General features: G+C 56.6%; 23 protein-coding genes and 3 pseudogenes. 10 read left to right on the top strand and 16 right to left on the bottom strand.

All coding sequences use genetic code 11. The features are described 5' to 3' along the window. The first annotated feature begins 304 nt into the window (after window positions 1-304). The 3 genes from V8L71_RS00005 (at window position 305) to V8L71_RS00015 (ending at window position 2,119) form a co-directional block, all read left to right on the top strand. The gene (locus V8L71_RS00005) at window positions 305-436 is read left to right on the top strand and encodes a hypothetical protein (RefSeq protein WP_336272865.1); all 132 of its coding nucleotides are present in this window, start codon (window positions 305-307) and stop codon (window positions 434-436) included. Between the two features lie 150 nt (window positions 437-586). After that, entirely contained in the window at window positions 587-1,342 is a 756-nt protein-coding gene (locus V8L71_RS00010) for a phosphatase PAP2 family protein (RefSeq protein WP_336272866.1), read from the top strand. Window positions 1,343-1,576: 234 nt separating this feature from the next. Beyond that, entirely contained in the window at window positions 1,577-2,119 is a 543-nt protein-coding gene (locus V8L71_RS00015; RefSeq protein ID WP_336272867.1) for an invasion associated locus B family protein, read from the top strand. 200 nt (window positions 2,120-2,319) lie between these two features. Here V8L71_RS00015 and V8L71_RS00020 read toward each other — a convergent pair whose 3' ends face one another. From V8L71_RS00020 to V8L71_RS00040, 4 genes and pseudogenes are all read right to left on the bottom strand, one after another. Beyond that, window positions 2,320-2,463 (bottom strand): hypothetical protein, encoded by a 144-nt coding sequence (locus V8L71_RS00020; protein ID WP_336272868.1) that lies wholly within the window; start codon window positions 2,461-2,463, stop codon window positions 2,320-2,322. 129 nt (window positions 2,464-2,592) lie between these two features. Then, window positions 2,593-4,518 carry an efflux RND transporter permease subunit gene (locus V8L71_RS00025; RefSeq protein ID WP_336272869.1) on the bottom strand — a complete coding sequence of 642 codons (1,926 nt, stop codon included), beginning with the start codon at window positions 4,516-4,518 and terminating at the stop codon, window positions 2,593-2,595. Then, a pseudogene (locus tag V8L71_RS00035) lies at window positions 4,442-5,649 on the bottom strand (efflux RND transporter permease subunit). The gene V8L71_RS00025 and the pseudogene V8L71_RS00035 overlap by 77 nt, the downstream one beginning before the upstream one ends. Next, window positions 5,646-6,698: an efflux RND transporter periplasmic adaptor subunit gene (locus V8L71_RS00040; RefSeq protein WP_336272872.1), complete on the bottom strand. Its 1,053-nt coding sequence runs from the start codon at window positions 6,696-6,698 to the stop codon at window positions 5,646-5,648. Before V8L71_RS00040 ends, V8L71_RS00035 begins: the two are co-directional and overlap by 4 nt. An 83-nt stretch (window positions 6,699-6,781) precedes the next feature. On the opposite strand from V8L71_RS00040, the pseudogene V8L71_RS00045 reads away from it, so the two are divergent. Continuing rightward, a pseudogene (locus V8L71_RS00045) lies at window positions 6,782-8,211 on the top strand (IS1182 family transposase). Between the two features lie 396 nt (window positions 8,212-8,607). Here V8L71_RS00045 and V8L71_RS00050 read toward each other — a convergent pair. From V8L71_RS00050 to V8L71_RS00060, 3 genes are read right to left on the bottom strand one after another with little or no spacing between them, the layout of a single operon-like run. Then, window positions 8,608-9,423 (bottom strand): RodZ family helix-turn-helix domain-containing protein, encoded by an 816-nt coding sequence (locus tag V8L71_RS00050; RefSeq protein WP_336272873.1) that lies wholly within the window; start codon window positions 9,421-9,423, stop codon window positions 8,608-8,610. A gap of 16 nt (window positions 9,424-9,439) precedes the next feature. Continuing rightward, on the bottom strand, window positions 9,440-10,174 hold the full coding sequence (locus tag V8L71_RS00055) for a HupE/UreJ family protein (RefSeq protein WP_176304976.1): 735 nt from the start codon (window positions 10,172-10,174) through the stop codon (window positions 9,440-9,442). Between the two features lie 53 nt (window positions 10,175-10,227). Then, window positions 10,228-10,596, bottom strand: a complete 369-nt coding sequence (locus tag V8L71_RS00060; RefSeq protein ID WP_176304977.1) for a hypothetical protein — start codon at window positions 10,594-10,596, stop codon at window positions 10,228-10,230. Window positions 10,597-10,729: 133 nt separating this feature from the next. Here V8L71_RS00060 and V8L71_RS00065 point away from each other — a divergent pair, with 133 nt between their 5' ends. From V8L71_RS00065 to V8L71_RS00085, 5 genes and pseudogenes are all read left to right on the top strand, one after another. Then, window positions 10,730-11,005, top strand: a complete 276-nt coding sequence (locus V8L71_RS00065) for a metal-sensing transcriptional repressor (protein ID WP_008957440.1) — start codon at window positions 10,730-10,732, stop codon at window positions 11,003-11,005. Between the two features lie 34 nt (window positions 11,006-11,039). Beyond that, window positions 11,040-12,425 (top strand): MFS transporter, encoded by a 1,386-nt coding sequence (locus V8L71_RS00070; RefSeq protein ID WP_336269447.1) that lies wholly within the window; start codon window positions 11,040-11,042, stop codon window positions 12,423-12,425. Between the two features lie 42 nt (window positions 12,426-12,467). Beyond that, on the top strand, window positions 12,468-13,088 hold the full coding sequence (locus V8L71_RS00075; RefSeq protein ID WP_101146939.1) for a tyrosine-type recombinase/integrase: 621 nt from the start codon (window positions 12,468-12,470) through the stop codon (window positions 13,086-13,088). A gap of 141 nt (window positions 13,089-13,229) precedes the next feature. Further along, window positions 13,230-13,424, top strand: a pseudogene (locus V8L71_RS00080) (IS1380 family transposase); the annotation flags it as partial. Between the two features lie 413 nt (window positions 13,425-13,837). After that, window positions 13,838-15,718 carry a monovalent cation:proton antiporter-2 (CPA2) family protein gene (locus tag V8L71_RS00085; RefSeq protein ID WP_101146941.1) on the top strand — a complete coding sequence of 627 codons (1,881 nt, stop codon included), beginning with the start codon at window positions 13,838-13,840 and terminating at the stop codon, window positions 15,716-15,718. A 17-nt stretch (window positions 15,719-15,735) separates the two neighbouring features. On the opposite strand, the gene V8L71_RS00090 is transcribed toward V8L71_RS00085, so the two are convergent. The 3 genes from V8L71_RS00090 to V8L71_RS00100 all read right to left on the bottom strand — a co-directional run bounded on the left by V8L71_RS00090 (window position 15,736) and on the right by V8L71_RS00100 (window position 19,624). Then, the gene (locus V8L71_RS00090) at window positions 15,736-16,953 is read right to left on the bottom strand and encodes a hypothetical protein (protein WP_101146942.1); all 1,218 of its coding nucleotides are present in this window, start codon (window positions 16,951-16,953) and stop codon (window positions 15,736-15,738) included. A gap of 285 nt (window positions 16,954-17,238) precedes the next feature. Next, a complete protein-coding gene (locus V8L71_RS00095; RefSeq protein ID WP_101146943.1) occupies window positions 17,239-19,020 on the bottom strand; it encodes a DUF3422 family protein in 1,782 nt (593 codons plus the stop codon). Between the two features lie 301 nt (window positions 19,021-19,321). Then, window positions 19,322-19,624: a putative quinol monooxygenase gene (locus V8L71_RS00100; protein ID WP_007182542.1), complete on the bottom strand. Its 303-nt coding sequence runs from the start codon at window positions 19,622-19,624 to the stop codon at window positions 19,322-19,324. A 768-nt stretch (window positions 19,625-20,392) separates the two neighbouring features. Between V8L71_RS00100 and V8L71_RS20710 the strand changes: the two genes are divergently transcribed. Beyond that, window positions 20,393-20,701: a helix-turn-helix domain-containing protein gene (locus tag V8L71_RS20710; RefSeq protein WP_412458233.1), complete on the top strand. Its 309-nt coding sequence runs from the start codon at window positions 20,393-20,395 to the stop codon at window positions 20,699-20,701. A 346-nt stretch (window positions 20,702-21,047) separates the two neighbouring features. On the opposite strand, the gene V8L71_RS00110 is transcribed toward V8L71_RS20710, so the two are convergent. From V8L71_RS00110 to V8L71_RS00135, 6 genes are all read right to left on the bottom strand, one after another. Next, window positions 21,048-22,037 carry a zinc-dependent alcohol dehydrogenase family protein gene (locus V8L71_RS00110; protein ID WP_003291522.1) on the bottom strand — a complete coding sequence of 330 codons (990 nt, stop codon included), beginning with the start codon at window positions 22,035-22,037 and terminating at the stop codon, window positions 21,048-21,050. A gap of 212 nt (window positions 22,038-22,249) precedes the next feature. Then, window positions 22,250-22,555, bottom strand: a complete 306-nt coding sequence (locus V8L71_RS00115; protein ID WP_176305007.1) for an ArsR/SmtB family transcription factor — start codon at window positions 22,553-22,555, stop codon at window positions 22,250-22,252. A gap of 137 nt (window positions 22,556-22,692) precedes the next feature. After that, window positions 22,693-23,676 carry an LLM class oxidoreductase gene (locus V8L71_RS00120; RefSeq protein ID WP_336272874.1) on the bottom strand — a complete coding sequence of 328 codons (984 nt, stop codon included), beginning with the start codon at window positions 23,674-23,676 and terminating at the stop codon, window positions 22,693-22,695. Between the two features lie 66 nt (window positions 23,677-23,742). Continuing rightward, the gene (locus tag V8L71_RS00125; RefSeq protein ID WP_336272875.1) at window positions 23,743-24,903 is read right to left on the bottom strand and encodes an alkene reductase; all 1,161 of its coding nucleotides are present in this window, start codon (window positions 24,901-24,903) and stop codon (window positions 23,743-23,745) included. A 17-nt stretch (window positions 24,904-24,920) separates the two neighbouring features. Continuing rightward, window positions 24,921-25,097, bottom strand: a complete 177-nt coding sequence (locus tag V8L71_RS00130) for a hypothetical protein (protein WP_336273040.1) — start codon at window positions 25,095-25,097, stop codon at window positions 24,921-24,923. Window positions 25,098-25,278: 181 nt separating this feature from the next. Beyond that, entirely contained in the window at window positions 25,279-26,193 is a 915-nt protein-coding gene (locus V8L71_RS00135) for a LysR family transcriptional regulator (RefSeq protein ID WP_101146947.1), read from the bottom strand. Between the last annotated feature and the right edge of the window lie 30 nt (window positions 26,194-26,223).

Below are 26,223 nucleotides of genomic sequence, written 5' to 3' on the forward strand. Positions count from 1 at the left end.
CACGCGATCGCCAGATATGTCGTGCCTGGCGGGTGGAAAGGCATGACAAAACGGGCCGTCAGCACCGATCAGCACGGTGGGTTTTGGCAATAACGGGCTTGCGAAAGCCAACTTGCACGGGGCGAATGATCAAAAAGTGCTCGCTGGCGGTGATAGGGAAAGTGTCGGCGCCGGCTTCACGGATTCAGGTAAGTGTATGTGAATCGGCGTAAATCACCGTATAAAAATACCTATAACACATGCTCCCCAGTGCTAGTTTAAACAAGACTGCATGACGCTTGAAATAATGAGAGAGGGGTATTCAATGCTTGAACCGCGTGATTTTCAACAAAACGCGTTGCTTAGCCGACTGCCGGAAGAAGAACTGAATCGCCTATTGCCTGATCTCGAAAAGGTAACACTGACATTGGGCTGTTGTACGTTGGCGCTATCTTGAGTGCCTAAGCGGTGGTGGAAATTACGGCCCCCTGGTAAAACGTCATCCTGCTTTAGAAGTAAGTAGTTTTCTGCGCTAGTGATAACACTGACACCATAAAAGCGTCAGAATAGACGTTGCGTACCACTTATCAAAGCAAAGGAGTTGCAAATGAAGCGCCATGAAAAAATTAGACAAGCTGGACGCCATAGCTTCTCCTTGCTGGCTCGGCTCGGCCGCTACGAACTAGCGATGCTGCTTTGCGTTGCGGTACTTTCCGGCGGGGTGTGGGGATTCGTCGCGCTGGCCGATGAAGTCACTGAGGGAGATACCCAGACCGTTGATGAGAGCCTGCTGCTCGCGCTTCGCAATCCCGCCGATCTTAGCGACCCGATCGGGCCAGGCTGGGTCGAGGAAATGGGGCGGGACTTTACCGCGCTTGGCGGTGTCGGTGTGCTGGTACTCATCACGCTGGGCGCCCTGGGCTACCTATTACTCGCCGGCCGCTATCGCGCGGCCCTCTTTGCCTCAATTGCAGTGCCGGGCGGCATACTTCTCAGCACCGTGATGAAGCTGGGCTTTGATCGTCCTCGCCCGGATCTCGTGCCTCATGAAGCCATGGTTTACACCGCGAGCTTTCCCAGCGGCCACTCAATGATGTCTGCGGTGACCTACCTCACCCTGGCCGCGCTACTCACCCGCGTGCAGCCCGCACTGAGGCTGAAGGCTTACCTTTTGATTCTGGCGATATTACTGACCCTGCTGGTCGGCATAAGCCGCGTCTATCTTGGGGTTCACTGGCCGACTGATGTGCTTGCTGGCTGGACAGCCGGGGCAAGCTGGGCAGCGCTGTGCTGGATCGTAATGCGCTGGATGCAGCGGCGCGGGGAGGTAGAGACAGAAGTTAGCAGTTCGGACACTGAATAACGTGGCTAAAGTAGCGCTGGGCAATACCAATGAGTGTTGTCCAGTGGCGTGGGAAAAACGGTAGTCGCTACGAAGCCGACTAAGAATAGAAGACTGGGTGGTGAGGAAAGTAAACCGCCCAGCTACGCTCTGCTAACCCAGCTCTGTTAACCTAAGGGGCTCGACCTCAAGCGAACAAACAGGCATGGTGAGTATGATTATTCACCATCAGCGAACCAACAGGAGGGTACGCCAATGCCGCACAATCTGACTCAAAACCTGACTCAAAACCTATGCAAGATGGGGCTATTATCGCTCTTAGCGTTGTCTCCCAACGCCTTCAGCCAACAATCGGGGGCGGCTTCCGGTAATGATGTCACCACCGAATCTTTCCAGGATTGGGAAGTCCGCTGCCAGCGTAATGCCGAGGGCCCGACTCCGTGTGCGATGGCGCAAATGGTTACGCAACCTGGCAGCGATCAGCCCTTGATGCAGGTAATTCTTGACTACCCGCCCCAGATCGATGACCCGGTGATGAGCTTCTTCGTGCCGCTGGGGGTACGTCTGGCAGCAGGCTTGCAATTGAGTGTGGATAACGGTGAGCCAATCCAGTTCCCCTATCAGGTCTGCCAGGAGCAAGGCTGCCGTGCTGACGTCCCCATTGAACCAGCGATGCTACAGCAACTCCGCAGTGGCAGTACAGCAACCCTCAGCATGATTGATCCACGCGGTGAACGCCTGGATCTGGATATTTCGCTGACCGGCTTCACCGACGCCAGTACCCGCATCGCTCGCTGATCTTAGGGGCCTTCCCCAACAAAGCCGGCCCACTAGGGCCGGCAAGTCTACCCAGCCGCTGTCAGCAGGCTTGCGTTTCCGCCTGCTGCAGTGGACTTAATGCACAAACGACCCTCTACCACGTAGCATTCCGGCACGATTGTCTGAGTCTCGAACGATACGGTAGATGACGCTTTCTGGTGTCCGCTGCATCGACATTGTTATTCCGCTGCAATGCTAACGACATAGCCCACCACATGTGCAAACGCGTGAGCGATAATCGCCGCCTCCAAGCCGTATCGCCAGAACAAGTAACCGAAAAGTACGCCGAAGACAGTGTTCGCGCCGACGACGTGCACCGCCATTCACCAGCTTGTCGAGGATCACTCGCAATTTGTCATCGCTACACACTCTCCTATCTTTCTATCCTACACAAACGCGAAGATCATTCTTTATCAGGATGACACCGACGCCCACTCTTGATTAAGGCTGTCCTAATCCGTTGCTGGAGGCGTAGGCGTATGAGTCAATCGTCCTAAGCGCTTGGTGGCCCATCTCACTGCATCGTCCAGGCAGCTATACACCACCGGAATAACCAGCAGGCTCAGCAGCGTCGAGGTGATCAACCCGCCGATCACGACGAAGGCCATGGGAGCCCGGAAGCTGGGATCGCCGGCCCATACCAAGGCAACCGGCATCATGCCTGCCCCCATGGCGATCGTCGTCATCACGATAGGCCGGACACGTTTTTTGCAGGCATCAAGAATGGCGTCCACGCGTTCCAACCCGTGCACCCGACGGGCGATGATGATGTAGTCCACCAGCAGGATCGAGTTCTTGGTGGCAATCCCCATCAGCATGATCAATCCGATCATGGCAGGCAGCGACACAGGCGTTTGCGTGAGGAACAAACCCAGAAAAGCTCCGGGGATGGAGAGTATTAGTGCTACCAGAATCGTAACCGGCTGCATGAAATCCTTGAGCAGCAGCACCAGCACCATATAGATACACAGCACGCCGGTCAGCATGGCAATCCCGAAGCTTGAGGCAAGCTCCGCCATTTCCTCTGCATCGCCTTCTGCTTTCTGAAACACGCCGCGCGGCAACTGACGTAAACTGGGCAGTGCCTGCACGGCCTGTTCGATTTCTCCCAAAGGCTGCCCTTGCAGGCTCACCTCGAAATTGACGTTGCGCAGACGATCATGCCGGGTGATTTCCGAAGGTCCGCTGCCCCACTCAACGTTAGCCACGCTCTCCAGCGGCACTGGTCCGTTCGCACCAGGCACTGGTAGCCGTTTAAGGGTCGCCATATCCTCCCGAGCGGCATCCGCCAGCCGGACCATCACCGGCACCTGACGCGAGCTGAAGTTCAACTTAGGAAGGTCCTCGGCGTTATCCCCCACTGTCGCGATGCGCAGCGTATCGGCGATGGCCTGAGCTGAGCCCCCCAGGTCGGCGGCGCGGGCAAAATCAGGGCGTACAATGAGCTCAGGCCTGACCAGGCTGGCCGTCGAACTCACCGCGCCGATGCCGGGAATGGCGCGCATCTCCCGCTCGACTTGGCGGGCATGAAGTTCAAGCACCCGGCTATCCTCACCGGCGAGCACCAACTCATAGCCATCTCCCTCGTCGCCTACGCGAGTTCGCACGCCGGGAAGCGTGGCGAGTGCAACACGTAACTGCTGCTCTATGTCTTGCTGCGTAACGCCCGCGCGGGTTGCGCGATCCGCCAAACCAACGGTCAGTTCCACCGAGGTCACATCAGAGTCACTGCTGCCGGAGCCCCCACCGACAGCCGCGAAGACACTGACTACATGCTGTTGCGTCGCCAGTCGTGAGCGTGCCTGCTCGGCAAGCGCCTCCGCTTCAGACAAGATGCTACCGGGCGGCAAGGTGAGCGTCGCCTGCGCCTGGGAATTATCATCGGGGGGTATGAAGGTACCCGGCAGGGTCGAGGCCAGCCAGATACCTCCTGCAAAGCAGGCCGCCGCCGCGAGGAGCGTTGTCTTACGCTGGCGCAGGCACCAACGGGCGACGACAAGATAGACGCTAATCCACGTTGGATCGCGCGAGGGATGTTGGGGTTTTCGCAGCAGATACGCAGCCAGCATGGGCGTCACCAGAAGCGAAAACAGCACCGCTACCGAGGCTGTCCAACCAAACTGAACGAAGAATTGCCCGACGGTGCCGCTCATGAAGGCCGTGGGCAGAAAAACGGCAATCAACGTAAAGGTGGTGGCGACAACGGCCAGGCCAATTTCCGCCGCCGCATCCATAGCAGCCTGGCGCGGGGGCTTGTCCATTAGCAGGTGCCGTTCGATGTTCTCAATCTCGACAATGGCATCATCGACCAACACCCCGATCGCCAGCGAGAGCGCCAGCAGCGTCACCACATTGAGCGTGAAGCCCATCAGGTGCATGAAAGCGAAGGTAGGGATGATCAACAGCGGCAGGCAGCGTAACCGCCGCAATCAGTGTGGCACGCCAATTGCGCAGAAAGCAGAACACCACCAGCACTGCCAGCGCCATGCCCTCGAACAGAATGTGCAAGGAGCCTTGATAGTTCTCCAGCACCGGCCCAACGAAATTGAAGGCTTCTTCGACCTCGACATAAGGATATTGCACCTGCAACGCCGCGAGCGCAGACTGCACGCCCTCGGCCACATCCACCTCGCCGTACCCCTCGGCACGGGTCATCTCGACGCCTACGACGGGCACGCCATCCAAAAATGCAATGAGCGCCGCTCAGCCACGGTATCGGTAACCGTTGCCACCTCATCAAGGCGAATACGCCGGCCATCGCTGAGTGCCAGCTCCATCGTCGCAAGCTCAGCTGCGGATTCAGCGTTGGCGATGATGCGCACGGCCTGTTCGGCTCCGCCGACATCAACGCGGCCACCGGGGGCCTCCAACTGCGCCTGACGCAACTGGCGGGAGATATCCAGCGCTGTCGTGTTCATCGCCAGCAGACGATCCGGAGCCAATGCCACGCGGACTTCGCGATCGACCCTGCCGATACGCCGAACCGAACCAACACCGGGCACCGCCAATACGGCCTTGGTCATTTTGTCATCGACGAACCAGGAGAGTGCCTCATCGTCTAGATCGGAGGAGGTCACCGCGTAGCGTACAATCGGCTCTCTGGAAAACTCACCCTTCCGAATCATTGGATCACGCAGGTCGGCGGGTAGATCCGAGCGGATGCGAGCAACAGAGTCGCGCACGTCCTCAACAGCCTCTTGCACGGACTTTTCCAGCCTGAATTCGATAGCAATGTCGGCATTGCCATCCGTCAGCGTTGTAGTGATGTTTTTGACACCGGAGACGGTAGCGATGGAGTCCTCGAACTTGCGGGCAACCTCGGTCTCCATTAAGGCGGGGGCCGCCCCCGGCAACGAGGCGGAGACCTCCACGAGGGGCAGCTGCACATCCGGCAAGTCCTGAATAAGCAAGCCTCGGAAGGAGATGAGCCCCCAGAAGGTCAATAGGATGAAGAGCAGAACAACCGGAATAGGATTGCGAATCGCCCAGGAGGAGGTATTCAACTTCATACCCCCTCCTCGACGTCGGTATCGTTCGTTCGGGGTGAATAAACTGGCTCTCCCTCAATCACCCGCACCTGGTCACCGTTGCCGAGAAAAGCACCGCCCGAGGCGACCACTCGGGAATCGGGTTCAAGCCCGGCGCGAATTTCGATTCGATTCTCCGTGTGCTGACCCAAGGCAACTTTCTGCTCCGTTATCTGGCCTTCATCGCTGACGCGATGGACGTAGCCAAAACCGTCGCGTAGTTGCACTGCGGCACGGGGTAGCGTCATTACTTGGCGGCTACCCAGTTCAAATCCACCCCGCGCAAACATCCCCGCCCGAGCAACGTCGCTTAACGGTAGGTCGACATAAACCAGCCCATTGCGTGTAGCGGTGTTCACTAGCGGCGCAATGGTGCGCAACCTCCCTTCGAGTTCATATCCACCGGGCACGGTGACCCTGGCAGTCTGGCCGGCTCGCAGCTCATTCAGATCGGAAGCGGCGACCTCGGCCCGCCACTCCAGCCGACCGTGGCGCGTCAATCGGAACAATTCCTGATCGGCGCCTGTAACAGCGCCAACAGTGGCCGTGCGGGAGGTAATCAAACCGTCGTCTGGGGCGACCACCTGCGTCTGAGCCAAGCGTAGCGCTTGGGCTTCATTCTGCGCTTGCGCAACGCCTAGCCGCGCCCTGGCGGTGAGTTCTGCGGTTTCGTATTGCTGAATCTGCTGCTCTGAAAGCGATCCCGTGGTTTTCAAACCGCGGGCGCGCTGGGCGTTGGCATTCGCTTCCGCAAGCGTTGCTTCGGCTTCCGCCACGGCGGCGCGGCTCCTGGCAAGCTCTGCGCGCACCGTCGTGGCGTTATACACGGCCAGCACCTGCCCTTCCGTGACCTCATCACCCACGCCTACCTTGACCTCTACCAGCCGCAGGCCACCGATTTCGGTACCGATAATGATCTCCTGCCATGCCGCGATATCACCATTGGCCGCGATAGTGGTCGGAAGCGTCTGAGGTTCTAATGTCGTCACGTTGACGGATAAGGAGTGAATCGCCCTTAGTTTGATAGACACAATTGAAAGGCCGCTTTCGGCCGAGGCTGTGTGAAAACGAGGCTACCGCTATACTCTACCCGTGACAGCTCGTGGAGGTGCCGATGAAGCGCTTCGTTGCAGGTGAGTCCCGGTCTCAAGCCACGTTGTTCCCTGAGCTTCTTGATGATTTTGTCTCGGAGGACAACCCGGTCCGAGCCATCGAGGCCTTCGTTGAGGCCCTTGATCTCAGGCAACTCGGTTTCAAGGGTGTCGATCCCCATGCTACCGGCCGGCCCGCCTATCACCCTGCGGTACTCCTGAAAATCTACCTCTACGGTTACCTCAATTGCATTCAATCCAGCCGTCGCCTGGAGCGCGAGGTGCAGCGCAATGTCGAGCTGATGTGGCTGACAGAACGCTTGGTACCGGACTTCAAGACGATTGCCGATTTTCGAAAGCACAACGGCAAGGCAATCCGCGCCATCTGCCGAGACTTTGTCGTGCTTTGCCGGCGCCTGGGGCTCTTCACACAAGCGATCGTGGCCATCGACGGTAGCAAGTCAAGGCGGTCAACAACCGTGACCGCAACTTTACGTTTGCCAAGATGAAGCGGCGCGCAGAGGAGATCGAGAAGAGCATCGAGCGTTACCTGCGCCAACTCGACTCAGCTGACCAAGGCGACCCCGCTGTCACAGAGGCGCAGACAGCACAGCTGAAGGACAAGATCGCCGCTCTCACCGAGGAAGTGCAGCGACTACAGGCCATTGAGATACAAAGAACCCAGGCACCTGACCAGCAGGTCTCGTTGACGGATCCCGATGCTCGCTCCATGAAGACGCGAGGCACCGGGCTAGTGGGGTACAACGTACAGACGGCCGTCGATAGTCAGCATCATTTGATCATCGCCCATGAGGTCACCAACGTCGGTAGTGACCGGCGTCAACTTTCCGGGATGGCCAAGCAGGCACATGATGCCAGCGGCATCAAAGATCTCAGTGTCGTGGCGGATCGCGGTTACTTTAAGGGAGAAGAAATTCTCGCGTGCTACAAGGCCGGTATCACCATCTATCTCCCCAAACCGAAAACCTCACCGAGCCAGGCCAAGGGAATGTTTCCCAGAGAGGCATTTCGCTTCATCCCCGAAAGCAACGAATACCACTGCCCTGCGGGAGAGCGACTGATCTGGCGTTTCAAGAGCGTCGAAAAAGGTCAGACGCTGCATTGCTACTGGAGTTCAGCCTGCCCAACCTGCGCGATGAAAGGGAAATGTACCACTGGTAAACACAGGCGTATAAAGCGCTGGGAGCATGAGGATGTGCTCGAGGCGGTACAGTCTAGGCTGAACCAGAAACCGGAAATGATGCGTCTCAGACGCCAGACAGTCGAGCACCCGTTCGGCACACTGAAGGCCTGGATGGAATCGACGCATTTTCTGACCAGGAGCCTCAAGAGCGTCAGCACGGAAATGAGTCTTCACGTGCTGGCCTATAATATGAAACGTGTCATAAAGATCCTTGGAACCAAGGGGTTGATTCAGGCGATGCGGGCATAGCGTGCCTGCTGCTCTTTAATAGCGCCTGTAGTGCCCTATGACGCTCTCTAGGAAGGATTTCTCGGGGCGCGTGATCTTGAATAACCTCGTCTGTGGCGATGGCGGAAGTGCTTTGAGACGTCTCGTTGGCCGCTGGACGTGGCCTGACAGCCGGATGCGGAAACAGGCAACGGATTTGGGAGTTTTCACACAGCCTCGACCAGAAGCCGACTTTAAGATATTTCGCATATACGCCTAAATGGTTTTGCTAACTGAGCTATTGCATCATCTCATGCGCTTGAAGATAATTTTTTATATCAAGTGGTATATCAATAAACCAATACAGCTACGAATACTTTAATGACACTGGTTCGAAGAAAACCTCTAGCACTCAAGAGAGCGCTAGAGGCTAATCCGTTAAAGGGCCTTAACTAACTCCCCATAATCTCCACCCACACGCAAGACAATAGTCACATCGCTATCATTGCGGTTACGGAAAAACCAACCGTGATTGCCATTGAAAGCGGCTTCTAGCTCACCTTCATCCTCGGGCACGCCACGGCCTTTCTCGTAACTGATGGAATTCCCATTTCCATCACCGTGCGTGTCAAAGTTGACGGGGCCACCTTCTGATGCCCAGGCAAAGGTAGCAACCGCCCCTTCTTGCATGGTGAGTTTGTACTCCGTGCCTTCCCCTGGCGTCAGGGTAAAGCTCACCTCATCGCTCCACGGGGACGCTTCTTCCGCTTGCGCCGTCTGGGAAACGGCTTCCTCAGTAGCCAATGCCCCTGCCAGAGCCACGCTGGCATCGGTCATCACCCATTCAGAATCAGTGGGCGAAGGTGCAACTGGATCACTCGCTGAAGCTGAATTGGCTGTTTGGGGAGCCATCTCTGCATCCGAAGTGGAAGTTTGAGCATCAGCATCGCTTGCCGTCTCAGGCTGGCGATCACTGACGGTCTCTTGAAATGCAGCGGGTTGAGACGCCTGCTGAGCACTGGCTTGATCATTGGCCTGATCAAGCTCGGCTTCCTCAGCCAACTGGGTCTTGATTTCGCCCATCTCTGTCAGCCCCAACAAGCGGCCAGCGCCGGTGGGGTCAATGGCATACTCAGCAGGCAGCACGACGGTGATCAGCAAAGCGACTGCAATGACGGCTGCCATCAGCGTAGAACGAAGTAACTTACCTGTTGACGGTAACTCGGCACGGGTGGGAAGGTCGGTATTGTACATTTGGGTCTCTCCTGAATTAGGCGATGAAATAGCCGGTGAGCTGATAACCAACCAGCATAAAGCCAGCGCACATCATGGCGACGTTAGCGGTGTAGGCGTGGCGTAAGAAGCCATTGGTGCGTCGCCAGAAACCCATCACGATAAGGATGGCACTCAGGGCCAGTAGCTGGCCGATCTCTACCCCAACGTTGAACGCCAGGAGATTGGGGACTAATCCATCAGAAGCGATATCGTACTCAATGATCTTGCTCGACAGTCCAAAGCCATGGAACAGGCCGAAGACCAGCGTCGCCACCTTGGTATTGGGCTGAAAGCCGAACCAGCGCTGATAAGCACCGATGTTATCGAGTGCCTTGTAGACAACGGAGAGACCGATGATGGCATCGATAAGGTAGCTATTGATGCCGATATTAAAGTACACCCCTAGCAGCATGGTCGTAGAGTGACCGATGGCGAAGAGGCTGACGTAGATGGCGATATGCTGCATTCGATAGAGGAAAAAAATCACCCCTAGCAAAAACAGGATGTGGTCATACCCCGTCACCATGTGCTTGGCACCGAGATAGACGAATGAGATCAGGTGAACGCCATAGATCTCCTGGATGTACCCTTTGTCGCCTTCAGCAACGGCGTGGGCAAGGGCTTCACCACTGGCTCCCAGGAGCATCACCAGCAGTGTGAAAAGGGTCAGCGCGTGGCGTCGGGCCAAAACAGGCAAGCCGAACGCACCCCCTAGTTGGGATGGAAACATAAAACCTCCACGGGTCTGTCATTAAGTGTTGGCCGTCCAGTGGACGGCCCCAGTCATCCAGCAATGACCGGCCGTGGAGGACGCTCCAAGCGGTAGACACGACGCAGCGGTAGGCCGCTGCGTTCGCCTAGCCGCAGGGCGTCGCGGAAGTTCGACTCGACGGCAATGCCCGTCCCAGGCCGATCCGCTTTTTCGTGAAAGTGACTGCCACTCTCATTATGGAGGTGGCGACTATCTTCGTGCTCGTGGCCATGGGTATGCCCATGGCCCTTCTGCACATTCTCATGGAGAGACAACTCAACGCTAACCATGCTCGCCGCCCCATGCGCACGCGCCTCACCCACACTGGTGAGTACCAGGCTAGGCAGGAACAGCAACAGAAAGGTCAGATAGCCAAGGCGGTGGCGCAGCCGATTGAGCATGTAGAGCAACCAGGATAAAAGTAAAAATCATAAAAATAGATAACCGTCTGCCTTGAACCATAGCGTTGGCAGAATAACGGCGATAGATTACCATCCCCTCCGGGGGGATAGGAATATAATAAGGGAAAAGAAAATGACAATGCATACTCACCAGTCACATCCCGATATCGTCAAGCGCCTGAACCGCGCTCGGGGGCACCTTTCGAGTGTGACCCAGATGGTAGAGGATGGACGCCACTGCCTGGACATCGCTCAACAACTCCATGCGGTAGAAAAAGCCATTCAGCAAGCTAAACGCACCTTAGTGCTGGATCACATCGACCACTGCCTAGACGAAGCCCTGGGTACTCAGAATCAAACGCAACGGGCACGGGCTGAAGAGTTCAAGACGATTGCACGCTACCTGTAAGCGCTTTTAGGCACCCCTCATTTGAGGAAGTTCTATGCTCGATGTACTCGCCCATCGCATTTACCGCCACCTCTTTCTAGCACAGGTCATTGCACTGATCGGCACTGGCCTAACCACGGTTGCGCTGGCGTTACTGGCTCACGATCTCGCTGAAGGTCAGGCGGGTGCCGTGCTAGGCACGGCGCTGGCGATCAAGATGGTCGCTTACGTGGGCATTGCCCCTCTGGTCGGCGCCTATGCATCACGCCTGCCTCGGCGCACGTTTTTGGTTAGCCTGGACTTACTGCGTGCAGCCGTGGTTTGTGCACTGCCTTTTGTTACAGAAGTGTGGCAAATCTATGTGCTGATCTTTCTACTCAATGCTTGTTCAGCTGGCTTTACGCCCGTTTTCCAGGCGACGATACCTGACATTCTCGAAGACGAAGAGCAGTACACACGAGCATTATCCCTGTCACGTCTCGCCTATGATTTAGAGAACCTTCTTAGCCCGATGGTGGCGGCGGCACTGCTGATGGTGATGGGGTTTGATGTCCTGTTTGTACTCAACGCTCTGGCGTTCGTTATCTCTGCCGCCCTGGTTATATCGGTAACCCTGCCTGCGCCTCTTGCCCTAGAGGAAGCCCCTAGCGTCTGGCGTCGTGTTACCCGCGGCATGCGGATTTATCTGAAGACGCCCCGGCTGCGCGGGCTACTGGCGTTGAACTTGGCGGTTTCAGCCGCCGGGGCCATGCAAATCGTCAACACGGTGGTGCTTGTGCGCTCGGTGTTGGGTTTGGGCGAGAAAGAGGTAGCCCTGGCCTTTGCCGCAGCAGGTGGAGGTTCCATGCTGGTGGCCTTATTGCTGCCCAAGGTGCTGGATCGGATGCCCGAGCGGCCAGTCATGCTGTTGGGCGGCGTTATGATGGCACTCAGCCTTTACCTGGGCTGGCTAGGCCCATCGTTTACGGGGCTTACCGGGCTATGGTTGCTGTTGGGCGCGGGGGCCTCGTTGGTTATGACCCCCTCCGGACGCCTGCTCAAACGCTCGTGTCAGCCGGAGGATCGTCCAGCGCTGTTTGCTGCCCAATTTTCCTTGTCACACAGCTGTTGGCTGGTTACTTATCCGTTGGCAGGTTGGCTGGGGGTAAACGTGGGACTGACGGGAACGTTCGCTTTGCTGGGAACGATTGCTCTGGCAGCAACGGCGCTCACAGCCCTTATCTGGCATAAATCTGACCTGAGAACTCTTGAGCACGAGCACGCAGCCATAACCCATACCCATCTGCACTACCACGATGAACACCATCAACACGAGCATGAGGGATGGGAGGGGCCGGAACCTCATCGCCATTCCCACCATCATTTTCGAGGCTCACATCGGCACGTCTTTGTTATCGATGACCACCATTCTCAGTGGCCATCACAGCACAAGCTTAGGTGAAATGTTCCATTCTTTGATCTCCACCCGATGGAGGATCTTGCCATGAACGTTTCTACTCAAAACCCCTTCACTCCTTGGAATAAAGGCAAGTTGGTTGGGCAGAAGACACCACTGCGCCTCAGAGATATCTGGGCGATCCGTGTTCGTCTACAGATTGCCAAAAAGACAAGAGACCTCGCCCTCTTCAATTTAGCCATCGATAGCAAATTACGAGGCTGCGACCTCGTCAATTTACGAGTCCGAGATATAGCCCATGGTGCGTGCATATCCCCACGAGCCATCGTGATGCAGCAAAAAACGCATCGACCTGTCCAGTTCGAAATAACCGAGCAAGCCCGTATCGCTATTATCGACTGGATACAGCTGGCTCAGCTCCGAAGCGAAGACTTCCTATTTCCCAGCCGAATCAATAGCGCAAAGCCTCTCTCAACGCGCCAATATGCCCGTATTGTGAAAGCCTGGGTTACCGAAATAGGACTAGATGCATCAATGTATGGCACGCACACGATGCGACGTACAAAAGCTTCGCTGATATACCGTCGCACGAAAAATTTAAGGGCAGTGCAACTTCTCCTGGGTCACACGAAGCTGGAAAGCACCGTCAGGTATCTAGGGGTTGAGGTAGATGACGCGTTGGAAATGGCAGAACAGACTGAAGTTTGATGAGGCTGAACGACGGCCTATTTTGGGCCGTCATTGTCCGGCCAGAAGCCGCCATTGAGACTTTCCTGATGTAACGCCAACATTCAGCAGCGGCCTTTACGTAGCGAAGCGGAGAAAAGGCCATCCGGTGGAGGGCCGAAGGCCCAGAACGAACTAGAACTAATGGTTAGATTGAAACAATATCCGCACGGCCTGAGCTGCCTGATGGGGAATCAAAACCGTAAGAGGTGGAGCCTAATGAGGTTTCGCGAGCAGGTGCTGAAAGTCGCCGCCACGCTCACCATGCATGCATTGCGGGTGACCTTGCACCTGGGAGCCGCCGCCGACAATTGGTGACCAACCCTGATGCGAGGAGGGCCAAGATTGGCCGCATTGTCCTAACCGCCACCACGACCGCCTTTCTTAAGGCATCGTCCAGTGGTCGAGGGGGCCGTGAGCAAGCGCCCCACCCTCTTTACTTGATATTATAAGCGACAAGTATTTAGAGAATAAATGAGCATATGTGGCGGTGCTGCCATGTCGTTGGCAGAAGAATAAGAGCCGGAAGCGTGCGATCAGCCACTTTAACAAGACCGTGATGAATCACGCGGGATACCAGTTGACGGCTATGGCCGCACTGAGCATTGTGGTGAAGAAAAACAGGTATGTCCCCATTTTTGTCCCCCATTTTCGATACCGGAAGCGAAATGCAGCCGTTGGTCTAATGTTAGAAGAATGGGTATGTGATTTTCGACCCACGGACATGACTGATGACTGACTACTTTGTTCAGGCGTTTATCTACCTGGTGGCGGCGGTAATAGCGGTGCCACTGGCCAGACAGTTCGGGCTGGGGTCGGTACTCGGTTACTTGGTGGCCGGTGTGGTCATAGGACCGGTGACAGGACTGGTGGGCCAGGAGGCCCTCACTCTTCAGCATTTTGCTGAGTTCGGCGTGGTAATGATGCTGTTCCTGGTGGGGATGGAGCTTGACCCCAAATCCCTTTGGGCCATGCGGGTTCGGCTGCTCGGTCTTGGCGGCCTGCAGGTCACACTGACTGCAGCCGCCGCCACCTGTTTTGCCTGGTTCCTGGGGATGGCCTGGCAAACAGCCGTGGCGGTAGGGTTTCTCTTCTCCCTTTCCTCAACAGCGATTGTCTTGCAGACACTTACCGAAAGGGGGCTAGTCAAAACCGAAGGTGGGCAGAGTGCCTTCTCAGTGCTGCTTTTCCAGGACATTGCGGTGATTCCCATGCTGGCCGTCATCCCGCTGCTGGCCGTGTCCGCAATGTCCGGTAGTGGCAGCGAGGGCGGGCATAGCAGCCTCAGCCTGGTTGAGAACCTGCCGGGCTGGGCGCATGGGCTGGCCGTTGTCGGTGCGATCGTGATCGTGATTATCTGTGGCCATTACCTGAGTCGGCCGCTGTTCCGCTACGTGGTGCGATCCGGCATGCGGGAAGTATTCACCGCCGCGTCCCTGATGCTGATTATCGGCATCGCGGCGCTGATGAGCTTGGTGAATCTGTCGCCGGCGCTCGGCGCATTCCTGGCCGGTGTGGTCCTCGCCAACAGCGAATTCCGGCACGAGTTGGAAGCCAATATCGAACCTTTCAAGGGGCTGCTGCTAGGGCTTTTCTTCATGACCGTAGGCGCGGGAATCAATTTCGGCGTTCTGGCGGCTTCTTGGGATACGGTCTTTCTTCTCGCCCTGGCGGTTATCATTGGCAAGACGCTGATTCTGTTTGGCCTGGCTTTCGCATTCGGCATCCGCGGCAGTGAAGGCTGGTTGTTCAGCCTCGGGCTGGCCCAGGCCGGTGAGTTCGGGTTCGTGCTGCTGACCTACAGTACCCAGAACCAAGTTATCCCTGCAGACACCGCTCAGGTGCTGTCACTGGTGGTGGCCCTGTCCATGTTCCTGACACCGCTGTTGTTCATTGTCTATGACCGGGTGGTGCTGCCGCGCTATCAGAAGGCTTCCAATGAAGAAGCAGAGCCGGATGAGATAGAAGAGCAGGCCCCGGTGATCGTGGCAGGGGTCGGCCGCTTCGGACAGATCGTGTGTCGTTTGCTTCGCGCCAACAACATTCCCAGCGTAGCCCTGGACCATGCTCTGGATCAGATCGAAAATCTGCGCCTGATCCAACTGAAAAGTTACTTTGGCGACGCCACCCGCATCCAGCTACTGGAAACCGCCGGCATTGCCGAGGCACGCCTGCTCGTCGTCGCCATCGATGACCGCGACCGGGCCGTGAGCCTGGTGCGTCACGTCAAACAGCTTTACCCGGAGGTTTGGATACTGGCCCGCGCCTTCGACCGCGGCCATGGTTACGAGCTGCGTGAAGCCGGCGCCGACGATGTGGTGAGCGAAACCTATTACTCCGCCCTGAAACTCGGCGGCGATGCCCTCACTGCCATGGGCGTCCACCCAGAACGCGCCCGCCGAATGACTCAATCCTTTGTCGCCAGCGAAAAAGCCAACGAAGACCAATTGTTCAGCGCCTGGCGCAACATCGAGGAAGGCATCCACTTCAGCCCGCGCTACGGGGAGCTGTTCATGAAACTGGACGAGTCACTGGGGCACGCCATGCGGGAAGACGCACGGCAAATCGAGGACGAAGCACCGGCGTGGACCCCACCGAGGAACAACGGCTGATCACTAAAACAGAATTGTCAGCGCTTATTCGCTTCCTGGTTGCGGCGTCGCTGCCGGTAGCCGTAAGTAGCGTTTCTGACGGTTTCTTCATCTTCCAGTCCGGCCCCCAGGGCGCCAGCGATAGTGGCAACCGAAGTCGCGAGCCAGGCAAGAGTGGTGTAATCGAGAAGACTGGCCCCGTGATCAAGTTGCGCTTCCAGCATGTTGGCCGGAATGAAAACGAGGACCGTGAAACAGAAAAGGCCCAGCAGGATCACGTAATAGAATACGACCCCGGCACTCAGCGTCAGGACAGTGACCGTGTTATAGAGCCGAACCAGACGTGGTGATCGGGCGTTTTTTATCGGTTCCCAAAGCGTGTGGGCAATAATGATCCAGGCAATCATCGACACCATGGCCACTCCCATCAGCAGAACAAGGCGTGGCCGGCCATAATTGGCGCTGAGCTGCCAAAGGGTGGGAAACACCAGACCATAGGCGCCGGTCGCGAACGCGACGGCGATGACGCGCTTGAAAGCAGGAAAGATGGTCGAGGGGCGGTTGGCGCGCACCATGCCTGCCAGGATGCGAAGGTTCCCGTTGATCCACGAATCGGCAATGAAGCGCACGTCAAAGGACTCTCCCTCGCCCGATAGCGTTAGCCGACGTATCGGAAACAGCTTCTCGTAGAGGTGCCTGCCCAATAGTTGCCGCGCACCTTTGCCACGCAGACTCTCGTGGACTTTATCGGATTGCTGGGTACGCTGCTCCTGACGAGTACGGTCCTCTTCGGAACTGCCATGGTGCAATTCGTTGACCAGTTGCAGGATCGCTTCGTTCAGGCGACGACGTATTGCGGTAATGCCGAAGGCAGGCAATGAAATCATCGCAACGCCATGCACCGTGCTGGTTTCAGCGATTACGAAGCGCCCGTCCTTAAAGATCGGCAAATCGGTAATGCAGATCGCGTAGTCCCACTGCTGGTCCCGCTTATACTCGAGAATACTCCCAATAATATCGTTGGAAGCCTCTGCAGCACCGATCAACGGATCGACGATCAGTTGCACCTCCCAGTTCAACCGGTCATCGACGTAGTTGGCCAGAAGTTCGGGTAACTGGTCGATTACCTTTTCGGCCATCTCAGCGGACATCTCCGGAGCAGGTACTAGGCCCACCACTTTTCGGCATGGGTTAACCGTCTGGATCCCTTCTGCTGCGGGCTGCTTGGTGTAGACCTCGTTTTGAGCCTTGGTCATAAGCGCTCCTTGACGACGTAGCTAGCGGACTTAGGAGTGGGACCCTGTAAAGCCCGCCTAGTATATCCAAGCTTAGATGAAGATTAGCATAGCGCGACTCTCGCTATAGTCATTGGAGAAATTGAAACCAAAAATTGAAGCCGGGTCCCATCAGCCGGCCTTGCTCGCTGCCCTACCCCTACCCCAAGAGATTAGATGACTGGGTCCATTAAATGCTGGCATCCCTACTGGACGCTCCACGATTACCCCATTCCGCGCTTCAGCCGGTAGATCGTATTAAGACTTTTACAACGCCGTGGAATCGTCGTGGGCATGCCTGATCCGACGAACTCTCCACCAGATCGACAGCATCACGACGGGTACCAGTACCGACATCACCGGTGTGGCAACATCGTAAATGAATGGAATTCCCTTCAGGAAATAGCCTGAAAGACTCACGACGTAATACGAAATTGCTGCCACAGACAGCCCTTCAACCGTTTGCTGAAGACGCAATTGCAGCTTGACCCGGTTGTTCATCGACGCCAGCAAGTCCCGATTCTGGCGTTCCAGTTCGACATCGACCCAGGAGCGCAGCAGTGAGATGTTTCGGGTCAGTTCGTCGGAGAGCTTGGCCTGGCGCTCTTTAACCGAAAGGCAGGTTCGCATCGCAGGAGCAATACGACGCTGAAGAAAATCCCGCCAGGTAAAGTATCCGGACACCCCCTCTTCCAATAGCGCTGCCAACCTCTCTTCAACGATCTCGTAGTAAGCCCGGCTGGCGCCAAATCGATAGAGATTCGCAGCAACGCAGGCCTCCAACTTTGCCGCCAAACTGGTCAGTTCTGACAGAAGGAGGTGGTTGTCACGCCGCGCTTCCGAGTTCGTCGACATCTCATCAGTCATCATGGCCAGTTGTGACTCCATGCTTCGCAGCTCCTTCGTCATTGACCTAGTCAACGGCAACGACAATAAGGCCAAAGTCCGATAGGTCTCAATCTCCAGAAGACGTTGCGCCAGCGCACCTGCTCGCGCGGGTTTCAAATCACGCGCAAGGATCAGGATGTGCGTCAGGCCGTCGTCATCCTGTCGGAAATCGGTCAGGATGGCAGCGTTCCCACTTTCTACTAGCGAGTAACAAAGGCTGGAAGTATCGAAGCGATCTACCTCCTTCTCAGTATCTGAATTCCATGGAAGAAAGGTCAGGCGCACGCCCGATACCACCGGGCCTGGAGGGATGAATCCATGCTTGAACGGATTCTCGCCGCATGGTTCTCCGGTTTCGGGATCAAGCTCGGCACACCACAGATACGTCGAATACTCCGTGTGTTTTTCGCAGTGCAGGTCTCCGTCGTCCCAGGCCAAGCCGTGAAATGACGTGGATTGGTCAGGCTCAGCCACGCCGAGACGACCAGACAACTCATTCACCGCCAACTTATCCTTAGTCAGATCTCCTCCCGTCATGAAAGCGAACTGCAACATCTGCCTCGGGGCCTGAATCATGAGGTGTGGGCGTGCATGCACTTCGTTCACGGCCGCCGCCCTATCGGCATAGGCCGGCATTCCATACACGGTGTCGGTTGAGGCCGGCTGACCGTTCGGATTGTGGGTCGACTCGGCCATAATGACCTCAGGTTGACGGGTAAAGGAAATACAGAGTGGAACTCTAGTAACACTATAGCCCACTACGCGAAGGTAAACCCTGGGCACCTTTGCTTCCTTCTCCCAGCGGATTTCACTTCGATCATCGTCGTAGACGAAGCGCAGGCTATCACCTTCCTCTATGTCGCCCCGCAACACGGCACTCGCAAGGCGCGTCTCGATCAGGGATCGGATCTGGCGACGACGTTCGCGCGCCCCAAACTCCGGCCGGTAGCCGACATCCGCCAAGTGGTCGATGAGTGAGTTGTCGAACTCCACCGTCAAGCCCTGCCCGTGCGCGATACGCTTCACGCGTTCGAGCTGCAGGCCTACGATGTCACGGATCTGTTTGCGGTCGAGCGCGTGGAACACGATGATCTCATCAATGCGGTTGATGAACTCCGGGCGGAGATAGCGACGAAGCACGTTCAACAGCTCCGACTTCAATTCCGCGTCGTCCTTGCGCTTGTCCTCCTCTCTGGGCTTAGATAGCTAAGAGTACTTAAGGAATGCGCCTTACCGTAATCTCAGGTGAGCTTCGCTTTTACATGTATGCGCGTTTAATATTCTTGGCACCTTGAACTCCGAACAGAAAACAAGGTACCTATTGAGACACCCAACCGGCCAAGAGAATTGTCGTCAACTGGTCATCCTAATTGTCGCCGAACATCCCCCCGGCAATCGAGGGGGGCTGCGTAGGGCCGTGTGGCCCTACGCAGCGTGACCTGATTGAGTCAAGGCCGGGTTGTCATGCAGGCAGTTTGGCTGCAAGCAGTTCGACCTTCTCGATATTGGGCGGAGAACTGAGCAAGGTCGCGGCGTTGGCCATCAAGGCCGCGGCGATCTGGCCGTTCAGATGTGCCTGGCGACCTGCCTCATCGGCAAAGGCATCGAACACACCGAACGTCGAAGGGCCAAACTTCAATGCAAACCAGGCAGTGGTGCCGGATTCGGCGTTGGCGAGCGGCAGTGCGCTGGCCAGGAAGTCGGCAAGCGCAGCCTCCTGGCCGGGTTTGGCTTCGAGGCGAACAAACAGGGCGAGCTTGGTCATATTGTAATCCTTTGGGTAAATGGTTTAGGTGAAAGCACCGACGAGCCTGCAGTCTAAGTCTTCATGACAACCATTTATATAGACAAAAATGACAACTTTGATATCATTATTGCCATGAAACTTCATATCCTTGTTTGTGATGGCGTGTTTGATCTGGGGCTTGCGGCGCTCACTGACACAGTGGGCTTGGCCAATGCGATGTCGAGCTCGCTGCCACAGGCTCCCGCGCACATAGAGCTCACGCTGGTGGGCGTGCGGCGTCGCATCCTAACGGCGCAGGGCTTGACGGTCCCCGTGGTCACTGCGCGTGGTGTGCCGGAACCAGACGTCGTGCTCGTGCCCGCGTTTGGTGACAAGATGCCTGACACGCTCTCGGCTCGGCTCACACGCCCCGACGTGCCCGATGCGGTCGCCGCGCTACAGCTGTGGTCCACCGCTGGCGCGCACCTTGGTGCCGCCTGCTCCGGTAGTTTCTTACTTGCAGAGAGTGGCCTGCTTGATGGGCATCGTGCGACGACGTCATGGTGGCTGGGGCCGATGTTTCGGCAGCGCTATCCGAACGTCACGTTGGACGAGTCACGCATGATCGTGAACTCGACACGCTTCACTACCGCGGGTGCCGCTTTGGCCCACGTTGACTTGGCCTTGCACATCATCCGGGGGCGCAGTCCGGCGCTGGCGGCCCTGGTGGCACGCTATCTGCTGGTCGAGGCACGCAGTTCGCAAGCCGAGTTCGTGATTCCCGACCACCTTGCGCATGCCGACCCAATGGTGGAGCGCTTCGAGAGCTGGGCCAGACGTCGGCTCGCGCAGGGGTTCTCGCTGGCGGAGGCGGCCAGCGCCGCGGGCACAAGCGAGCGCACCTTGGCGCGGCGGCTGCAAAGCGTTTTGGGCAAGACACCACTGTCGTATTTCCAGGACCTGCGCGTGGAGCATGCCGTCCATCTCTTGCGCACCGGAAACGCCAGCGTCGACCAGGTCGCCACACAGGTCGGGTATTCGGATGGGGCGACCCTGCGGGCCCTGCTGCGCCGCAAGCTGGGCCGGGGTGTCAGGGAGTTGCGACGCGGCGGATGACCAGAGGCGTTTGGTATATGTACGGCTGGAGACCGCCGCGAAACTGACGCAGGCCAAACGGCGCATTTGGACAAACTGACAAAACTACTGCCCGCCACGGCGCGCAAGCTCCAGTTTGACCCTGGACAAAGTTTTGCTGGCAATGCCGTAGTTGAGCAAATCAATGATTGAGCAACGCTGTGCCCTGACGATGCGGCGGCTCACCGTCCCCGCGCTAGCTGACAGAGCAATTCTGCCGACAGCATGGGGGAGCAGCTACTTTTTCAACAGAGTCGGCCAATAGCGGTCATCAGGGCTGGCTTGAGTCGGGGCCGAAGGATTACGCTCTCAGCCCCATAATTGCTGGTCAGACAGTTACCACGATCTTGCCGATCTGCTGATTGGCTTCAAGGAAACGATGGGCATCCTGGATGTCGCTAAGTGCGAATGTCTTTGCGATGATCGGGCGCAACGCACCGGACTTCAACCCTTGCAGAATAAAAGCCTTCGCTCTCTCCAGGGCTTCAGGGTCGGCCACAATCTCTGCGTAGAGATAACCCTTCAAAGTCAGGCTTTTGCCCAGCACGGTAAACAGTGGGAATGGTGTCGGTTCAGAGCTGAGTGCGCCGTACACCAGCAAAATTCCGCCCCGCGCCATGCTCTGCGTGAGAGGTTCAAAGGACGGCCCGCCTACAGGATCGAATACAACGCGAGCGCCTTGACCGGCAGTTATCGTCATAACACGCTCGACGATATCCTCTTCATCGCTGACGATGACATGCGCAGCGCCTGCATCAAGCAGGGCTTGCTTCTTCGCGTGAGTTCGAGTGATCGCAATCGATGTGGCGCCGACCATTCGAGCTATTTGGAAGGCGGCCAAGCCAACACTGCTTGACGCGGCGGTAACGATGACAAAATCGCCCTGCCGTAGCTTCGCCTGTTCAATCAATGCTCCCCAGGCGGTGACGTACTGCATCCAAGACGCCGCAGCCTCTTCAAAGGACAAGTTCTCAGGGCTCTTTACCACCAGGTGGGCTGGTACATTGGCCAACTCGCCGTAGGTGCCCCAGCGAGCAATATCCAAAGGTGGGATCAGAGCGACCGAGTCACCAATAGTGATCTCGGTTACGTCGCTCCCAACTGCCGTTACGATGCCTGCGGCCTCGTAGCCTAAGCGGCTGGGGAACTCCGCTTCTTGTAGGTATGCGTGATTGCGGAACATCACTTCGGCTCGGTTCAAGCCAATAGCTTTAACACTAATCTGCACCTCGTTTGCTGCTGGTGCCGATACTTCCAGATCCTCCAGCTTCAGAACGCTGGCGTCACCGTATTCATGAATTCTGACAATGCGTGCCATATAGATACCTCGTTTATCAATGGGCCTCGACGTACATCCGGAAAGTATCCGGGCACTCGAAAGGTAACAAAAATTTAGTCATTGGTTGGCGCTAAATAATGGCCTACGACGGCGTATTACTTGGCGGCTGTCAAAGTATGAAGACCTGTAGCCATGGCGCATCCTCCTGATGAGGGCTGAAGAATGCACCATGACTTCCTGGGGCTGCATACCTAGATTCTTTCTTGCAGCGCCTTTAAGAAGGCGTCGATATTCTCATCGTGGCGTTTGTAGTAGGTCCAGGGGCCGATCCGCTGCGATGTCACCAATTGCGCGCGCTGTAGAGCGGCGAGATAAAGCGATGTCGTTGACTGCGAGAGGCCCGTGCGCTCTTGGATGATACTGACGCACACGCCTACCGTTTCTGGGTCGACCTCCTGCCCGGGAAAGGCTGTCCTGGGCTCCTTGAGCCAATTAAGGATAGTAAAGCGCATCGGGTTCGCCAATGCTTTCAGGGCTTCGTTGACGTCAATAGTCATGAATTTTTTGAGACCTGTTTTTTTCGATATCTAGATATCTTCCTGATTCGCGCAGCAAATTGGAAGGCTTCACCATGATCTCCGCGCCTGCCCTTCGCAGTGATGGGCAGGCTTGGACTGGAAATCCTGGCGTCCTGTCAGGTAGAACTATCGGGCTCCTGTGCGCCGAATTGCGGGACGATATGTTTGCCAAGTTCCTCGATAACCTCTGCTGCGGGGCGTTTACCATACTTGAGGTTCAGGATGACGTGATCCACACCGATTTCCTGAAGTGTATCCAGCAAGGCCAGAAGGTAGTTACGTCCCAGCCGGAATCCTAGATGGATAGGCGAGGGCGGCGTGGATGGGTGTTCGTCCAGGTCGATATACAGCGATTGCAAGAATGGCTTGTAGATAGTGCCACACTGTTTAGCCGTTTCCTGTCGCCAATCTTCCACGATCAGTCGCTGCATTTGTGGCGGACGTGGATAGTTGATCCATCCATGGCTTTCACGCGCGATCCAATCGAGCGGCTGGCGGCTGTGTCCGGTTACGAATAGCGGTATTTCCCGAGTCGTAGGTTTGGGAACGAGATCGGCCCCCAGTAACTCGCCGTGACTCCAGCGAATGGGCTCGAAGTGTGTTCGATGGGCTTGGCGTATCACATTGAGGTTTTCTTGAAAGGTCTCGCCACGCTTTTCTGGATCAACGCTGAATGCGGGAAACTCCACGGGACGATCGCCAGAGGCTACTCCCAGGAGCAAGCGACCTCCGCTCAACTGATCAATGCTCGCTGCGGCCTTTGCCGTGTGCAAGGGATTACGCAAAGTAAGGGCGATGGAGGCGGTGCCTAGTGCGATTTTTGTTGTATGGGCTGCCATGTAGCCCAGATACACCCAAGGGTCGAAAACCTGGCCGACATCACCGAAGCTTGGGTCCCTGAGCGGCACATCGCGAAACCAGAGCGCCGAAAAACCTAGTGCCTCTGCATGTTTGGCCAGCGCGACCTGATCCAGCATGCGCGGTGTGTCACCCTGGAAAGCCTCCAGGGGAAAGAATAGTCCAAGGCTTAGATGACCCTGCCTGAAGGTCCGTTTGAATCCCCTATGCTCTTGGTAAGGAATCGTGCTCGGTTGGTACATGCTTAACTTCCTCGGTCAGCAAACGCAGAGCCACGCCCCTGAGTTATGGGGCGTGGCTCTGAGCGTTTAGGGTTTGTAAGTAGGATAGTCGATGTAGCCCTTATCGGTACCGCCGTACATGCTGCCTGGATCAAGTGGGTTAAGCGGCCAGTTGTTGGCGATACGCGCGGGCAGGTCGGGGTTCGCAATGAAGGGGCGACCAAAAGCGATCAGGTCGGCCCAGCCAGCTTTTATCACGCGATTTGCTCGTTCAGCGGTGTACTTGCCGGCATAGATAATCTTGCCGCTGAAAGTCTTACGAACAGCTTCCCGGAACGTCTCAGGCAGCTCGGGTGCGTTGTCCCAATCGGCTTCGGCGAGCGACAGGTAGGCAATGCCCGCTTCCTCGAGGATCTTCACTGCTTCGATGTAGGTTTGGTGAGGATCTTCTTCGACCAGGCCAAGGTAAACGCGGTCTTCGTCTGTGGTCGCGAACAGCGGAGCGAAGCGAACGCCAACGCGCTCCTTGCCGACCACACCAGCAACGGCGAGTGTGATTTCGCGCAGGAAACGAAGACGATTCTGCAGCGAACCGCCATATTCATCATCACGCTGGTTGGTATGGGCCGAAATGAACTGGTTTACCAGGTACCCGTTCGCGCAGTGAAGCTCCACCCCGTCAAAACCTGCTTCCAGAGCATTTCGGGCTGCTTGGGCGTAGAGCTCAACCAGTTCCTTTACCTCCTCGGTGGACAGGGCTCGTGGGGTCGAAGGGTCGGCCAGTGTACCCGTGCCGGGGCCAGTTTCGATGAACACCTTGACGTTGTCCGCGCGGATGGCTGATGGCGCGACGGGCGCTTCGCCACCGGGTTGCAGTGATGTGTGCGACACGCGGCCTACATGCCAAAGTTGAGCAAAGATCACCCCTCCTTCGGCGTGAACAGCGTCGGTGACCTTACGCCAGCCTTGTATCTGTTCCGGGCTATGAATGCCGGGTGTCCAGGCATAACCCTGTCCTCGGGGTTCGATCTGTGTGCCCTCGGTCACCATGAAGCCAGCACCGCTGCGCTGACGGTAATAGGTGGCCATTAGGTCGTTCGCAATATTGCCGGGTTGGGAGCTGCGCGAACGCGTCAGTGGCGGCAGAACGATACGGTTCTTGAGGGTGTATGGGCCCAGCTGAGTGGTTTTAAAAAGTTCTGATTGTGTCATTTCATTTACCTGCATATCTAAAATATTCGATTCCATAAGTCAAAAAACATGGATCAACGAGCTCTGAAGAGCCCGAGCGGTGCTTCGTTGAGGCTGACGTCGATGTTCTTCTTCTGCCTGTAGGCTTCCAGCATTGACTTGTGAGTTTCCCGTCCTGGGCCAGATTTCTTATCGCCACCAAAGGGGGCATGGGCAGAGATCTCATGGTAGGTATCGCCGGAATCTTTCATGGGGGTACCACCTGAGGTTTCTAGTGCGGGTTACGAGTCAAGGCTATTCGCAATATCTATATATGTCAATATGTCGCTATTATTTCCGGCACGTATGCATATTTTCACGCCCTTGCAGCTCACTTCTGGATCAGCTGGGAACGCGCCGTGCTTCGCACCAGGGTTGTCTATGAGTCTCTGGCTATTCCCCCAGGCCCTGGGGAAATAGCCTGGGGTTTGAGAAAGCCTGCTTAAGGTGGTCGTACACCAATCGCACCCGCTTCGATACAGGACCCTGCTGCGGGCGGTATATGAACAGATCCCATGGTGCTGGAGCGTGATCAGCCAAAACGGCAACCAGCTTTCCTGACCGCAGATGAGGCTCAGCCAGATAGGCAGGAATTTGGCCAAAACACATGCCTGCCAGGGTGGCTTCCAATTCCGTATCTGGATCATCACAGATAAGCGCTGGCTGCCTGGGCGCGAACGTTTGCCCGTCGGCAAATAGCCAAGGCCAAGGGCGGCCATTTTTCCGGTCGATCAGGACTGAAAGTGGCAGCTTAGCTAAGGCATCCAAAGATTCAGGTGGTGTCTTTTGGCCTATGAGAGACGGGCACGCGACAACGTAAAACGGCACGGGAGCTAAGGCACGTGCAACGTAGCGCCGGTCGCGAATAACCCCCACCCGGATACCAATATCGATATGCGCTTCAACGGCATCAGTCATCTGATCTTCCAAGCGGAGATCGAATTGCAGGTCAGGATGTGCAGCGGCCAGGGGCTGAAGAAACGGTATTAGGAAGCGCCTGCCAATAGCATGTGGAGCCGTAATCCCCACCCTACCTGACAGCTCAGGCTCCGTCCTGTGCGACCGGAATAGCGTATCGAAATGATCCAGAGCTGACCTGGCATCTTTGGCGTAATCCTGACCGAAAGCAGTGATGCTCACCTGGCGGGTATTGCGGTGGAACAGTGATTCGCCAAGCTCAGTTTCCAGGGCTTGAATGGCTCGAGTCACCCCTTGTGGGGAGATGCCTAATCGAGTTGCCGCTTCGCGGAAGCTACCTGCCTCTGCTGCTGTGCAAAAAATCCTGACCATCTCCATGCGGTTAAGCATGTTGCCCCTCCCATTTATTCCATTTTCAGG

The sequence above is a fragment of the Vreelandella indica genome (assembly GCF_037070225.1).
Taxonomy (GTDB): Bacteria; Pseudomonadota; Gammaproteobacteria; order Pseudomonadales; family Halomonadaceae; genus Vreelandella; species Vreelandella arctica.